Source organism: Fibrobacter sp. UBA7003 (genome assembly GCA_002449765.1).
Taxonomy (GTDB): domain Bacteria; phylum Fibrobacterota; class Fibrobacteria; order Fibrobacterales; family Fibrobacteraceae; genus Fibrobacter.
On record DJXN01000006.1, the window covers coordinates 86,356 to 99,419 of the forward strand.

Here is a 13,064-nt window from a genome sequence, read left to right on the forward strand (position 1 = left end):
ATGAGCAGTCCTTCTTACTTGATGGCATCTCTTCCGATGATTGAGTTCGGCGATCCGGCCCCGCTCAGTATGGAAGAATTTCGCCACCGCTGCATCGGCGTGCTGTCCGAGCCGGAACTTGCGGCTCTGGACGCGCTTCTGGATGACGGTGAATGCGAAGAGTGCGACGACGAGTTCGTGCGCGCCTACAAGGCCCACGAAATCCAGATGAAGAACGTTTCGGGCAGGCTCCGTGCAAGTGCATGGGGGCCCGATATCCGTTTTACGGAAAAGTCCTTCCCGGGTTACGATGTCGCCTTTGCCAAGATGATTCAAGATGCGTTTGCCAAGTCGAATCCTATGGAAAAAGAGCAGGATATCGACAAGGCCCGTTTCTGGCTTGTGGACTCGCTTGCAGGTGTGGGCGAGGGTACCGTCAAGCATGTTTACGCTTATGCGATCAAACTGAAGATTTGTGAACGTTGGGCGCGCCTCTCCGAACAAGCGGGCGACGCTGCCGTGTTGAATGTTATTAATGCAAACGATCCTGCATACGCCTCTGCGGCGGCACAGGAATGACCGGAGGTCCATTTTCAATGGCTAGTATCGGAAAAATCATCGGCGTCAACGGTAACCTGATTCGCGTCAAGTTCGAAAGCGCCGTGTCCCAGAACGAAGTGGCGTATGCCAAGCTTACTCAGAAAAACAAGGACGGCAAGTCCGAAGTCATCCCCCTCAAGAGCGAAGTCATCCGTATCCGCGGTGACTACGCCGAACTCCAGGTGTTCGAAGACACCACGGGTTTAAAGACGGGTGACGAGGTGGAATTCACCGGCGAACTTTTGTCCGTAGAACTTGGCCCCGGCCTCTTGACCCAGGTCTTTGACGGTCTGCAGAACCCGCTCCCGAAGCTTGCCGAAGAATGCGGCTTCTTCCTGCAGCGCGGTAAGTATTTGAAGGCGCTCCCGCGCGACAAGAAGTGGGCGTTTACCCCGGTCGCGAAGGCGGGCGATGTGGTGGTCGCGGGCGATACGCTCGGCACCGTGCCCGAAGGCGTGTTCACGCACCGCATCATGGTGCCGTTCCGCCTGCTGGGCAAGTGGACCGTGGAATCGGTCTCTGCCGCTGGTGAATTCACTGTAGAAACTGTTGTTGCAAAGCTCAAGAACGCTCACGGCGAAACCCAGGACGTGACGATGGTGCAGACCTGGCCGGTGAAGATGCCAATCAAGGCCTACGAAGAACGCCTGCGCCCGAGCAAGCCTTTGACCATGCAGCAGCGCATTATCGATACGTTCTTCCCCGTGATGCAGGGCGGTACGTTCTGTACGCCGGGCCCGTTCGGTGCCGGCAAGACGGTGCTCCAGCAGCTCATGAGCCGTTACGCCGACGTGGATATCGTGATCTTGGCCGCTTGCGGTGAACGTGCAGGTGAAGTGGTGGAAACCCTCCGCGAATTCCCTGAACTGATTGACCCGCGTACCGGCAAGTCCCTCATGGAACGTACGCTGATTATTTGTAACACGTCTTCGATGCCGGTGGCTGCCCGTGAAGCTTCCGTCTATACGGGCGTGACTCTCGCCGAATACTACCGCCAGATGGGCCTGAACGTGCTCCTCTTGGCTGACTCGACTTCTCGTTGGGCACAGGCTCTGCGTGAAATGAGCGGCCGCTTGGAAGAAATTCCGGGCGAAGAAGCCTTCCCGGCTTACCTTGAATCCGTGATTGCCGCCTTCTATGAACGCGGTGGCGTAGTTCGCCTGAAGGACGGCTCTACCGGTTCCGTGACGATTTGCGGTTCCGTGTCGCCTGCAGGTGGTAACTTCGAAGAACCGGTGACCCAGGCAACCCTGAAGGTGGTGGGCGCATTCCTCGGCCTTAGCCGTGAACGTTCCGACCAGCGCCGCTTCCCGGCAATCCACCCGCTGGATTCCTGGTCCAAGTACGAAGGCATCATCGACAGCAAAAAGGTTGCCGAAGCCCGTCACATCCTCGCAAACGGCGTGGACGTGAACAACATGATGAAGGTGGTGGGCGAAGAAGGTACCTCTATCGACGACTTCGTGATTTACCTGAAGTCCGAATACCTCGATGCCGTTTACCTGCAGCAGGACGCCTATAACGAAATCGACGCCGCTTGCTCCGCCGAACGCCAGAAGTACGTGTTCGACAAGGTTTACACCATTCTCAAGACCCCGATGAAGTTCAGCGAGAAGGACGTCGCCCGTACGTTCTTCCTCAAGCTCACTCAGTCGACGAAGGACTGGAACCGCGTCAAGTTCGATTCCCAGGAATTCAAGGACCTTGAACAAAGTATTTTCGCTTCCGTGAAGGAGGTTTCCGCTAATGCATAATGTGGCATACCATCGTATTGAACGCATCGCCGGTTCCGTGATTACGCTCCGCGCCGAAGGTGTAGCAAACCAGGAACTTGCCCAGGTGACAAGCTCGTTCGGAACATCCCTTGCCCGCGTGATCCGCATTGACGGCGACATGGTGGACTTGCAGGTGTTTGCAGGTGCCCGTGGTATTTCGACCGACTCCGAAGTGCGCTTCCTTGGCGAACCGATGAAGGTCCCGTACAGCGAAGCCTTGCTTGGCCGCGTGTTTAACGGTGCCGGCAAGCCCCGTGATAACGGCCCCGAAGTGGACGGCGAACGCATTACTATCGGCGGTCCTTCCGTGAACCCCGCAAAGCGTATCATCCCGAAGACGATGGTGCGTACGGGTATCCCGATGATCGACGTGTTCAACACGCTCGTGGTTTCGCAGAAGCTCCCGATTTTCTCTATCGCCGGTGAACCTTACAACGAACTCTTGGCCCGCATCGCCTTGCAGGCCGAAGTGGACGTGATTGTTCTCGGCGGCATGGGCCTGAAGCACGATGACTACCTGTACCTGAAGGACTTCCTCGAAAAGAACGGTGCTTTGAACCGTACGGTGATGTTCATGCACACCGCTTCCGACCCGATTGTGGAATGCTTGCTCGTGCCGGATGCTTCCCTTGCCGTGGCTGAAAAGTTCGCCACCGAAGGCAAGAACGTGCTGGTGCTCCTCACCGACATGACGAACTTTGCCGACGCCATGAAGGAAATCGCCATTACCATGGAACAGATTCCATCGAACCGTGGTTATCCTGGCGACCTTTACTCCCAGCTGGCCAGCCGTTACGAAAAGGCCGTGGACTTCGAAGGTTCGGGCTCCATCACTATCCTTGCCGTGACGACCATGCCTGGTGACGACGTGACCCACCCGGTTCCGGATAACACCGGTTACATTACCGAAGGTCAGTTCTACCTGCGTAAGGGCCGTATCGAACCGTTCGGTTCTCTGTCTCGTTTGAAACAGCAGGTGAACGGCAAGACCCGTAGCGACCACCGTACCATCATGAACACCATGATCCAGCTGTACGCAAGCTACAAGGAAACTTTGGAAAAGCAGTCCATGGGCTTCAACATGAGTAACTGGGACCAGAAGCTGTTGAAGTATGGCCAGCGCTTCGAAAAGGAAATGATGGATCTTTCCGTCAACATCCCGCTCGAAAAGGCTTTGGACCTTGGCTGGGAAATCCTTGCTGACTGTTTCGCACCCGAAGAAACGGGTATTCCGACCAAGATGATCAACGAATATTGGCCCAAGAAGGGGTAATATGGCGAAGGTCAAGTTAACAAAGAACGCCCTCAAGGCGGAACGCGACGCATTGAAGCGCTTCCAGCGCTATCTGCCGACGTTGCTGTTGAAAAAGCAGCAGTTGCAGATGGAAATGCGCACGCTCCAGGAGAGGGTGATGGCAAAGCGAGAAGAGGAGGACAAGCTCCGCAAGAGCATGGCTTCCTGGATTTCGCTGTTTGCCGAACCCATCGAATGGTCAAAGTACCTGTCGGTGAAGGAAGTGCGCCAGGGCGAAGGTAACATCGCCGGCGTGAAGATTCCGACATACGACGGGGTAGATTTTAATATCTCGATTCCGGATTTCTTTACCACGCCCGTGTGGCTGGACGACGGTATCAGAAGCCTGCAGGGCCTGATTTCGCTGCGTCTCGAACGCCGCGTGCTCGAAAAGCAATACGAGCTCCTCTCGAAGGAACTGCGTACCACGAGCCAGCGCGTGAACCTGTTCGAAAAGGTGAAGATTCCGGAAGCCAAGGAAAATATCCGCGTCATCAACATCTTCCTGGGCGACCAGCAGACCAGTGGCGTTGCCCGCAGCAAGCTTGCGAAGGGTAAGGCTACCGCCCGTACCGCTGCCCAGGATGCACTCGCGAAGGAGGCCGCCGCATGATTACTCCTATGAAGAAAGTGACGGTGCTGACGGTTGCAGGTGCGGTTGAAGAGACGCTCCAGGCGCTCCGTACGCTTGAAATTTTGCACCTCACGCCCTTGCAGGCGGCAGCAGGCGCCAAGCTGAACCATGCCCGCGGCGAAGTAAACCGCGTGCAGAAGGCTTTGGAAGTGGTGCCCGAAAAAGCCCCGAAGGGTGTGACTCCCGTGAAGGATGCCGCTCCTGCCGCAAGCCTTATCGATGAAATCCAGAACCTGGTTGCCGAAAGCAAGCAGGCGGAAATCGACAAGGAACAGGCTGAAGAGGAACTCACCAAACTTTCCATGTTCAAGAACCTGGACCCCGCAACGGCAGCTTCCCTGCAGGCGAAGGGTATCTATGTCAAACTGTACCAGCTCCATGACGGTAAAGTCCCGTTCGAACTCGATGGCGAAGGTTCTATCGAGGAATTCGGTCAGGATGAAAACGGCAAATATGTAGCTGTCGTGAGCAGGGGAGAAGCCCCTGTGGCCGTGAAGGGTAACTTCACCGAACTCTCGATGCCGCCCAAATCCCTTGCCGAATACCGCGAAATGGAAGCGAAAGCAAAGGAAACGCTTGCCCGCGTGGAGCGTCGCCTGGGTGAACTTTCGGGTGCCCGCGAATCTATCGAGGACAAGCTCCTCGAAGTGGGTGACGACTACCGCATGGTCGAAGCCGAAGCCTCGATGGTGGGCGACAAGAACGTCGCCGCCGTGCAGGGCTTCTGCCCTGCACCGCGCGTGGGCGAACTCGAGAAGGCCGCCCGCGAGCACGGCTGGGGCCTCCTGGTGGACGACCCAGCCGACGGCGACGACATCCCGACGCTGTTGACCTATAGCAAGCTCAGCCGCCCCATGCAGTTCCTGTACGACATCATCGGCATTTCGCCGGGGTACAAGGAAGTGGACGTGTCGGCCGTGTTCCTTTGCTTCTTCAGCATCTTCTTTGCGATGATTGTGGGGGATACCGCTTACGGGTTGCTCTTCCTCGGTCTGGCGCTTTTTGCACGCAAAAAGATGCCGAAGGCGAACCCTGCTGGTTTCCACTTTATCTACCTCATGAGCATCGCCACCATCGTGTGGGGTGTCATCAACGCAAGTTTCTTGGGACTTAGCCCCTCGCTTGCGGGGTGGACGTATTACCTGGACATCACCAACTACGGCTGGTTGCCTGAACCGCTGAAGAACGCGATGCTCTGGATCCGCACTAGCGCCCCGACTGACCCGGCGAAGTTCGAAGCCTACAAGGCCTTCGCCCAGTCGATCACTATCTTGCCCGATAGCTTCGTGCCGAAGGCGGCGGGTGCCTCCCAGATGCAGCATATCCAGCTGTTCTGCTTCTGCATCGCCGTAGTCCACTTGAGTATCGCTCACGTGTGGAACGTCTGCGTGCGCATCAAGCGCAAGGACTCCACGTTCATGGCGCAGGTGGGCTGGCTTATCGGCTGCTGGGTGATGTTCTTCCTGGCCTGCCAGATGGTGCTCGGTATCGACATGCCGAAGTTCGTCATCCCGATGTTCATCGTGGAAGCGGTACTCCTGGTGCTCTTTACTGTGCCGCCCAAGAGGCTCAAGCAGGACTTCATCAGCATCCCGATGCTCGTGCTCGACGTGGTGAACAGCTTTACCGACGTGATCAGTTACATCCGTCTGTTTGCTGTGGGCATGTCCGGTGCGGCCATTGCCGAGGCGTTCAACGACATGCTCTCGCCGCTGTTCGGCTCTGCTGTCGGTATCGCCGGTGCTGCCTTCCTGCTGCTGTTTGTGCATGGCCTGAACATCGCGCTTGCGGTCATGGGCGTCGCCGTCCACGCCGTACGTCTTAACACACTCGAATTTTCAAATGGACTTGGCCAGGAATGGAGCGGATTCGCGTTCGCGCCCTTCGCCAAGCAGAAAAATTAAACCAAGGGATGATTCCCGCTACTTAATGAGGAAAAAACAATGGAACCGAATACAATGGTTACTCTCGCTAAAATGGGTGCTGCAGCCGCTCTCGGCATTGCGGCAATGGGCTCCGCCCTTGGTTGCGGAACGGCTGGTATGTCCGCCATCACCATGTGGAAGAAGGCTTATGCCCAGGGCAAGTCGGCCCTCTTCACCTTGCTGGTGTTCGTGGGTGCCCCGATTTCCCAGACGATTTACGGCATGTTGCTCATGAACTTCATCTTGAGCAAGGCTGCTGAATCCGGCTTTACCAACTGGGGCGGCTGCCTCGGCGCCGGTATCTTCGGCGGTCTCGGCATGATGGCTTCTGCCTGGTACCAGGGCAAGTCCGCGGCCGTGGCTTGCGACGCCCTCGGTGAAACCGGCAAGGGCATGGTGAACTACCTCATGGTGCTCGGTATCGTGGAAACCGTGGCCCTGTTCGTTCTCGTGTTCTCCATGATGGTGCTTTAATCCAGCGAGGTAACACGTATGGATCAAGCTCAACTTTTAACGCTCGCGAAACTCGGCGCGGTGGCGGCCCTGGGCCTTGCCGCGGTGGGTTCTGCGCTGGGCTGCGGGACTGCCGGCATGGCGGCCATCGGGGCCTGGAAGAAGGCGTATCTCAAGGGTAAGAACGCGCTGTTTACGCTGCTCATCTTCGTGGGCGCGCCGATCGCGCAGACAATCTACGGCATGTTGCTGATGATGTACATCCTGAACAAGTCCCAGGCGGCCCCTGCCAACTGGGCGGCGTACCTGGGTGTCGGCATCTTCGGTGGCATCGGCATGATGGCCTCTGCCTGGTACGTGGGCAAGTCCGCTGCGGACGCCTGCAACGCGCTGGGCGAAACCGGCAAGGGCCTGGTGAACTACCTGATGGTGCTCGGCGTCGGCGAAACCGTCGCGCTGTTTGTCATGGTGTTCTCCATGATGCTGGTGAGTTAGACGAAAGAACGCTTCGCTACAGACGAAAGACGAAAGAATTTGTCATTGCGACGTAGCGAAGCAATCTACTTGAGAAGTCTTTTTCGAATAGCGGGGCAATGCCCCGCACCCTTTTTTTATAATTGGACTGCGAAATTAATCTATGGACCGTAAAGACGAAATAATCTTGATTCAGGTGCGGCTTCTGCGGCTTGCCACCAAGACCTGGCATAAGGATATGTCGGAGGTTGCGAAGTTGTTTCGTCAGTACAAGGTCTATGACTTTATGCAGGACATGTACGAAGAGTTCCATGTGCAAGGTGATTTGGCAAGCCTCAATGAGGTTGAAGCCTACCTAAAAAATCAAGGGGTGTCAGTATGAACGACAAAATAATCCTTTATCATGGAAGCTATTGCGTCGTCCAAACCCCGGACTTGTCGAAATGTGCGGCAGGAAAGGATTTCGGTAGGGGCTTTTACTTGACAACGAGCAAGAATCAGGCACAAAAGTTCGTAGCGACATCCATCAAAAAGGCCCTTACGCAGAAAGAACAGTATGTTCAGCTATCAAGAGGTTTTGTCAATGCATTTGAGTTTACACCGTCCGAAGGGCTTTCTCTGTATGAATTCAAGAATGCGGATATTGGTTGGCTGCATTGCGTAGTATCGCATAGAAGGCATGACTGCATTCCTGGTGAATTTGAAAAGTGGATCGACTACGACCTGATTTGCGGCAAGATTGCTAACGATCAGACTAATACTGTCATCACGGCGTTCTTGGATGGGGTCTATGGACCGATAAATTCCGACAGGGCAGCCGAACTCGCTATTAGTTTTCTTGAACCAGAAAAACTCACCAACCAATGGTGCTTTCGCTCGTCCAAGGCTCTCGGTTGCTTGAAGTTTCTTACGGCAGAAGAGGTCTGTTTTCATGGAAGATAAAATTGAATTTGCCATGTGCCTGCTTGCGCAGATGTCCATACGCGATTTGATGGACAGGAATAATTGCGGCATGACAGACGCCGTTGCGGACTTTATGGAATCGACGACCGCCGTTTGCCTGTTTGACAAGGAAACGGGCCTTTGGGAAAATGGCCCCGATTACATTGTAGGCGAATACGAACAGGAAAAACGTCGGGCACTGGCCTAGATTTCCCTATGGATAAGGACAAAATTCAACATAAGGAACTTGCCGCGGGCAGGTGGGCTGAAATGCCGCTTGCGGGCGAACTGATCCAGCGGGATTTTGATATGTTCATGCCTGGAGCTAAGAAGGGTTGATACTCGTTTTTTGATTATGAATCAGGAATCTTTTGAATTTGTCGTGTATATGATTCACGCTTGCGCAAACAAGTGGAACCGCTTGCCATCTTTTGTGTATCGAAAGCTGACTGAATCAGGCTGTATTCAGAAATTCATTGTTCCCAATTATGAAATTTTACAATCGTTAACATCTGATGTCATCGTTGGCGATATAGAAGACTACCTGAAAGAGCGAAATGTGACCTTTTAACACAATTTTTGCCTGAAAACCACCCACAATTGTGTAAAGTCGCTTCCGCATTTGCGGGAGCGGCTTTTACATTGTGGGGGTGCTGCTTGAACTTTTGCTTTTGTTACAATGTCACTTGTGTAAAGCAGCGGGGGCAAATGTCCGGGCGGTTTTGTCACTTGTGCAAAACGGCCCGGTCTTTTGCCGGAAAGTCTTTTACAAGGTGAAGGTGGTGCCTGAACATTTGGCCGAGCACCTTCACCGCTTGGGTGATGGTGCTGGGGCATTTGCTGGAGCAGCGTTTACAAAGTGAGGTTCATGCTGGGGCGTTTGCCGGAGCGGCATTACCACGGTGATGAAGTTGCTTGGGCTTTTGCGCGAGTGGTTTCACCACTTGTGCAAAGGTCCTCGGACAATTGCATAAGCGCTATCTCCACTTGTGCAAAGGCGCTTGAACTTTTGCGGGAGTAGTTTTTACAAGGTGAAGTAGGTGCCTGGACTTTTGCCGGGGCGTGTTGCATTCTTGTGTAAAGGGGCCCGGGCAAATGTCCGAGGGGCAACACCACTTGTGTAAAGGCACTTGAGCATTTGCAGGAGCACCTTCATCACTTATGCAAAGACACTTGAACTTTTGCGGAAGCAGCATTTACAAGGTGACATTGATGCCTGGACATTTGCAGGACCACCAACCACACTTTTGGGCTGCTTTTCGGGGCTTTTGCCCCCTTACCACCAGAGTTTCAGGCGCAAGTAGTCGATGGCCTGGTGCGAGAGAATCCACCAGAGCGTGCGCTTGCCCGCGAAAATCTTCGCTATCCCTGTCATGCCGGGGCGGAACCACGGGGGAGTCGCCCTCACGAACTCGCCGCGCACGGCGAAGGTGTTTTCCTGGTCCTTGACACTTGCCGTCGGGTTCATGAGCGTGGTGCGGAACCTGTACACGTAATCGGGACGGCTCTTGATGGCCATGAAGCCCTCGCCGCCAAGCCGCACGTTGTTCACTTCGAGTTCGCTTACGTCGGCCTCCATGTAGATTTCTTCGATGGATGCCAGCTGGAACAGTTCGCCGCCCTGGTTCACATGCGACCCCACGCGCTTTTGCAGGTCGCCCTCGATGACCACCGCGCTGTCCGATTCGCAGCGCACCACCGAGCGAGAGAGCTTGTAGCGCACCGTCTTTAGCTTCGCGAGAGTCTGCGAGAGCTTGGCCTGCTGTATGCGCAGGTCGGCCAGCTGTCTGTTTGCTTGGGCCTTCTGTATTTCGCGGCGGTTGTCCTGCTCCTGGGCCATTAGGTCGGCCTCTTCTAGCTTGAGTTCCTTCTGGTCGAGTCTCAAGAGTTCGTCGCCCTTGTACACGATGTCGCCCGGCTTCACCTTCACGCTCTGGATGAACCCGTCGAAGGGGGCGCTCAGGTAGGTGATGTGGTCGGTCTTGAGCATGGCCGGGGCGCTTACCCTGTAGGGGATGGGCACCAGTGCCGCGAAAAGCACGAACGCCGTAAGCAGAATGCCCAACAGTTTTGCCCAGGTGTGTTCGTGGCCCAGCAGCTTGGCTAACCCCTCCCGCGCGGCCCGGGCGAACCTCTTGCCGAACCAGCCGCTCTTGCGGTAGAGTTCGTCTATCCTTGCGCTAGTGAGCGTTGCTACCAGGTGGATCTGGGCGGACTCCTCGTCGTCGAAGGGGTGCGCCCCGCGTTCGCAGGTGATTACCGCGATGGTCTCTTCGCCCCGCCTTACCGGGACCGAGAGCATGTGCCCCACGCCGTAAGTCTTGCTGTAGTACTCGTGGATTCGGGTGGCGAGCGGGGTGCCGCCGTCCGGGGGCGGGTAGGCGATGCTTGCGTCCTGTTCGTAGGCCTCTTCCATGGCGCATTCCAGGTCGCGCACCACCTGCATCTTGCCCTCGAAATGGTCGGTGTGGCTTATGGCCGCGAGCACCACGTAGTCGTGCTTGACCATGCCGATGCTCACCCTTTCGGCGTGATGGCGGTCGGCGATTTCGCCCGCGAGTGCGAGGGCCGCCGTCTTGAAAGTCTTCGCCTCGCCGACAACCCGCACGATGTCCAGGACCTCGTTCATCTGCCCTATCTTGGAACTGGTGGTGCGCAGGGCGTTCTGCAGCGCCTTGATGATGGCGCCCTGGTCGAACTGCGGCTTTTCCTGGTTCTGTGCGGTCATTGGACTGTCGGTTAGGGTGTGGTTTGGGTGGAAATAATAGTAAAAATACGCCGACTCGCAGAAACCGTTTAGAAATGCTACAGCCTAAAGGCGTGTAATAATTTCTGAAGCATTTTGAAACATCCTCGGTCGCCCGGATGGCCCCAAAAGCCTGTTTTTGCGGTTGGCACGGTATTTGCAATGGAAATAGCATTTAACAACGAGAGGGGCCTTATGTCCGATCAAAAACCGTCCACGCCAAAGCTTCTATCTCTTTCGGGAGGTGGATTTCGAGGGTTCTTTCAAGCCAATATCCTTTCCTATATGGAAGCCGAACTTGGCATGCCTTTAGCTCGTCTTTTCGCCTTAATTGCAGGGACTTCTATTGGGGGAATTAACGCTTTAAGCCTTGCCGCAGAAATCCCTACAGAAAAAATGGTCAACTTCTATAAGGATTGGGGACCTAAAATTTTTCCAAAGATAAGGTGGCCGTTGGGCCTTATAAGGCAGAAATTTTCTGACAAGCAGTTGAGGGCTGCTTTGGAGCAACTCTTAGAGGATCGGACTATTGAAGACTTGAAGCATAAGGTGTTGATACCGGCTGTTAATCTTTCTACGGGTATGCCGCAGGTTTTCAAGACGCCTCATCATGATAGTTTGAAAATGGATAAGGAATATCGTTTGGTCGATGTAGCCTTGGCAACTAGTGCCGCTCCGACCTATTTCCCTATACATAAGATGGATGGACTTTATGGATGGTACATGGTTGATGGGGGCTTGGTTGCGAACCATCCGGGATTGTATGCGTGCATAGAGGCCGAACGGTTCTTGAATATGGATTCTCAATCCTACAAGCTGTTGCATATAGGAACGATGAGTTCCGGCATCACGGATGTATGTAAGACAGTTAATTCTGGATTTCTGACTCGTTGGCGAGGCAAACTGTTTGATTTGTCTATTTCCGCACAAGAGGCCGCAACGGAGAATATCCTGAAATTTAAACTTGGGCCGGACCGTTATATGAAAATAGATGTAACCCCACCAAAGGAACAGGTGAAGTTCATTGCACTAGATAAGGCGAACCCAAAGGCTCAACAAATACTATCACAACAAGCGCGTTCCGCCTACCAAAATGCGCGCACTGCATTGCAGAAATATATGGCGGAAGGAGAATAGAGTTATGGAATGCAAAAGTTTGAATGATTGCTTCCGAGGGTACCTCAAGGAGATAGAAGTCTCGCAGGAGGTCAAGGAAACATTGGAAGACGCCCGATTGAAGATAAAGCGAGCGTTAACTGAAGGGATTGGAGAACGGACGGCACAAGAAGGAAACCGAATTGTGCCACGTTTTATGAGACAAGGGTCCGCCGGATATAAAACGCAGAATATGCCCTGCTTTCCGCCTGCACAGCAGGTTGATTTCGATTATGGATGCTATCTTCCGTTGTCGTATCATGAAGATGAATCGGAACCCAGAGAAGCCGCAAACGATTTCTTTGATATGGTCGATTCCATACTTAAGCCTTTGGCTAAAGCAAATGGGTGGACCGCTGAGAAGGGGAAAAAGTCGTATTGTCTAACTCTTTCTGATGAGATTCATTTTGATGTTCCCTTGTATTCGGTGCCTGATAAGGAATTTCAAAAAATTCGGGATATGCGCCCTGTCAATGAAAGTGCGCAAGGGAGCACTTTTGCTGCTTGTGATGAACAAGAAGAAAGGGATTTGGATTGGGATGATTTGCCCACAAAGTCCATAATGCTTGCGTATCGCGAAGACAATGGCCTGTATTCTTGGAAAAAATCGGACCCACGCATGCTGAACCTGTATTTCATGAATAAGGACGATGACGACCGCGCGATTTATAGGATTCTGAAAGGGTGGCGCGATTTCAATTTCCAAGATGGAAAGGGGCCTTCATCCATATTCCTGATGAGCCTTGCGGAAAAGGCCAATGCAGGAAAATCATTTACCGATGATATTTCGGCAGAACTTTTGAAGGTCTTGAAATTTATCAAGTCAATGTCCTTGCCCGATGATGATGAGGTCTCTGTAGAGAATCCGGCTGATCCAAGGGAAGGTATCAAGTGCCCGACGGAAAAGTTCAAAGAGCTACAGAGTCGGGCGGTCGGCTTTGCTTCTGCCATTGCTGGCAATATGGACCCCTCTGATGCGGCGCGGTCGCAGGCTGTGCAACGTCACCTTGGAAAGAGATTCCCCGTGATAAAGGATTCGGTACAGATAAACCGTAGAGGAGCACTGCCGTCTGTGAGAGCCGGTTGA

At 54.1% G+C, this 13,064-nt stretch carries 15 protein-coding genes; 14 read left to right on the plus strand and 1 reads right to left on the minus strand.

Features of this window, described 5'->3' with window-relative positions:
* From B2952_RS04645 to B2952_RS04700, 12 genes are all read left to right on the plus strand, one after another.
* Positions 1 to 558 carry a DUF2764 family protein gene (locus B2952_RS04645; protein ID WP_290735710.1) on the plus strand — a complete coding sequence of 186 codons (558 nt, stop codon included), beginning with the start codon at positions 1 to 3 and terminating at the stop codon, positions 556 to 558.
* Between the two features lie 17 nt (positions 559 to 575).
* The gene (locus B2952_RS04650) at positions 576 to 2,333 is read left to right on the plus strand and encodes a V-type ATP synthase subunit A (protein ID WP_290735713.1); all 1,758 of its coding nucleotides are present in this window, start codon (positions 576 to 578) and stop codon (positions 2,331 to 2,333) included.
* Positions 2,326 to 3,627 (plus strand): V-type ATP synthase subunit B, encoded by a 1,302-nt coding sequence (locus B2952_RS04655; protein ID WP_290735716.1) that lies wholly within the window; start codon positions 2,326 to 2,328, stop codon positions 3,625 to 3,627. The genes B2952_RS04650 and B2952_RS04655 overlap by 8 nt, the downstream gene beginning before the upstream one ends.
* A 1-nt stretch (position 3,628) precedes the next feature.
* Positions 3,629 to 4,261: a V-type ATP synthase subunit D gene (locus B2952_RS04660; RefSeq protein WP_073054013.1), complete on the plus strand. Its 633-nt coding sequence runs from the start codon at positions 3,629 to 3,631 to the stop codon at positions 4,259 to 4,261.
* Positions 4,258 to 6,186 (plus strand): V-type ATP synthase subunit I, encoded by a 1,929-nt coding sequence (locus tag B2952_RS04665; protein WP_290735720.1) that lies wholly within the window; start codon positions 4,258 to 4,260, stop codon positions 6,184 to 6,186. The genes B2952_RS04660 and B2952_RS04665 overlap by 4 nt, the downstream gene beginning before the upstream one ends.
* Positions 6,187 to 6,225: 39 nt before the next feature.
* Positions 6,226 to 6,681 (plus strand): V-type ATP synthase subunit K, encoded by a 456-nt coding sequence (locus tag B2952_RS04670; RefSeq protein WP_083532182.1) that lies wholly within the window; start codon positions 6,226 to 6,228, stop codon positions 6,679 to 6,681.
* An 18-nt stretch (positions 6,682 to 6,699) separates the two neighbouring features.
* Entirely contained in the window at positions 6,700 to 7,155 is a 456-nt protein-coding gene (locus B2952_RS04675) for a V-type ATP synthase subunit K (protein ID WP_072799628.1), read from the plus strand.
* A gap of 142 nt (positions 7,156 to 7,297) precedes the next feature.
* On the plus strand, positions 7,298 to 7,516 hold the full coding sequence (locus B2952_RS04680; RefSeq protein ID WP_290735727.1) for a DUF3791 domain-containing protein: 219 nt from the start codon (positions 7,298 to 7,300) through the stop codon (positions 7,514 to 7,516).
* Positions 7,513 to 8,076, plus strand: a complete 564-nt coding sequence (locus tag B2952_RS04685; protein WP_290735730.1) for a DUF3990 domain-containing protein — start codon at positions 7,513 to 7,515, stop codon at positions 8,074 to 8,076. The genes B2952_RS04680 and B2952_RS04685 overlap by 4 nt, the downstream gene beginning before the upstream one ends.
* Positions 8,066 to 8,284 (plus strand): hypothetical protein, encoded by a 219-nt coding sequence (locus B2952_RS04690; RefSeq protein ID WP_290735733.1) that lies wholly within the window; start codon positions 8,066 to 8,068, stop codon positions 8,282 to 8,284. Before B2952_RS04685 ends, B2952_RS04690 begins: the two co-directional genes overlap by 11 nt.
* Positions 8,285 to 8,292: 8 nt before the next feature.
* Complete coding sequence (locus B2952_RS04695) at positions 8,293 to 8,415, plus strand: hypothetical protein (protein ID WP_290735736.1); 123 nt, start codon at positions 8,293 to 8,295, stop codon at positions 8,413 to 8,415.
* 16 nt (positions 8,416 to 8,431) lie between these two features.
* Positions 8,432 to 8,647 carry a DUF3791 domain-containing protein gene (locus B2952_RS04700; protein WP_290735739.1) on the plus strand — a complete coding sequence of 72 codons (216 nt, stop codon included), beginning with the start codon at positions 8,432 to 8,434 and terminating at the stop codon, positions 8,645 to 8,647.
* 705 nt (positions 8,648 to 9,352) lie between these two features.
* On the opposite strand, the gene B2952_RS04705 is transcribed toward B2952_RS04700, so the two are convergent.
* Positions 9,353 to 10,804: an efflux RND transporter periplasmic adaptor subunit gene (locus tag B2952_RS04705; RefSeq protein WP_072977154.1), complete on the minus strand. Its 1,452-nt coding sequence runs from the start codon at positions 10,802 to 10,804 to the stop codon at positions 9,353 to 9,355.
* Positions 10,805 to 11,017: 213 nt separating this feature from the next.
* Here B2952_RS04705 and B2952_RS04710 point away from each other — a divergent pair, with 213 nt between their 5' ends.
* Together B2952_RS04710 and B2952_RS04715 are read left to right on the plus strand one after the other, a co-directional pair.
* A complete protein-coding gene (locus B2952_RS04710) occupies positions 11,018 to 11,959 on the plus strand; it encodes a CBASS cGAMP-activated phospholipase (RefSeq protein ID WP_290735746.1) in 942 nt (313 codons plus the stop codon).
* Between the two features lie 4 nt (positions 11,960 to 11,963).
* Positions 11,964 to 13,064: a CBASS cGAMP synthase gene (locus B2952_RS04715; protein ID WP_290735750.1), complete on the plus strand. Its 1,101-nt coding sequence runs from the start codon at positions 11,964 to 11,966 to the stop codon at positions 13,062 to 13,064.

Coding starts and splice junctions, on each gene's coding strand:
- B2952_RS04645 (WP_290735710.1), top strand. CDS start 1: ATGAGCAGTCCTTCTTACTTGATGGCATCTCTTCCGATGATTGAGTTC.
- B2952_RS04650 (WP_290735713.1), top strand. CDS start 576: ATGGCTAGTATCGGAAAAATCATCGGCGTCAACGGTAACCTGATTCGC.
- B2952_RS04655 (WP_290735716.1), top strand. CDS start 2,326: ATGCATAATGTGGCATACCATCGTATTGAACGCATCGCCGGTTCCGTG.
- B2952_RS04660 (WP_073054013.1), top strand. CDS start 3,629: ATGGCGAAGGTCAAGTTAACAAAGAACGCCCTCAAGGCGGAACGCGAC.
- B2952_RS04665 (WP_290735720.1), top strand. CDS start 4,258: ATGATTACTCCTATGAAGAAAGTGACGGTGCTGACGGTTGCAGGTGCG.
- B2952_RS04670 (WP_083532182.1), top strand. CDS start 6,226: ATGGAACCGAATACAATGGTTACTCTCGCTAAAATGGGTGCTGCAGCC.
- B2952_RS04675 (WP_072799628.1), top strand. CDS start 6,700: ATGGATCAAGCTCAACTTTTAACGCTCGCGAAACTCGGCGCGGTGGCG.
- B2952_RS04680 (WP_290735727.1), top strand. CDS start 7,298: ATGGACCGTAAAGACGAAATAATCTTGATTCAGGTGCGGCTTCTGCGG.
- B2952_RS04685 (WP_290735730.1), top strand. CDS start 7,513: ATGAACGACAAAATAATCCTTTATCATGGAAGCTATTGCGTCGTCCAA.
- B2952_RS04690 (WP_290735733.1), top strand. CDS start 8,066: ATGGAAGATAAAATTGAATTTGCCATGTGCCTGCTTGCGCAGATGTCC.
- B2952_RS04695 (WP_290735736.1), top strand. CDS start 8,293: ATGGATAAGGACAAAATTCAACATAAGGAACTTGCCGCGGGCAGGTGG.
- B2952_RS04700 (WP_290735739.1), top strand. CDS start 8,432: ATGAATCAGGAATCTTTTGAATTTGTCGTGTATATGATTCACGCTTGC.
- B2952_RS04705 (WP_072977154.1), bottom strand. CDS start 10,804: ATGACCGCACAGAACCAGGAAAAGCCGCAGTTCGACCAGGGCGCCATC.
- B2952_RS04710 (WP_290735746.1), top strand. CDS start 11,018: ATGTCCGATCAAAAACCGTCCACGCCAAAGCTTCTATCTCTTTCGGGA.
- B2952_RS04715 (WP_290735750.1), top strand. CDS start 11,964: ATGGAATGCAAAAGTTTGAATGATTGCTTCCGAGGGTACCTCAAGGAG.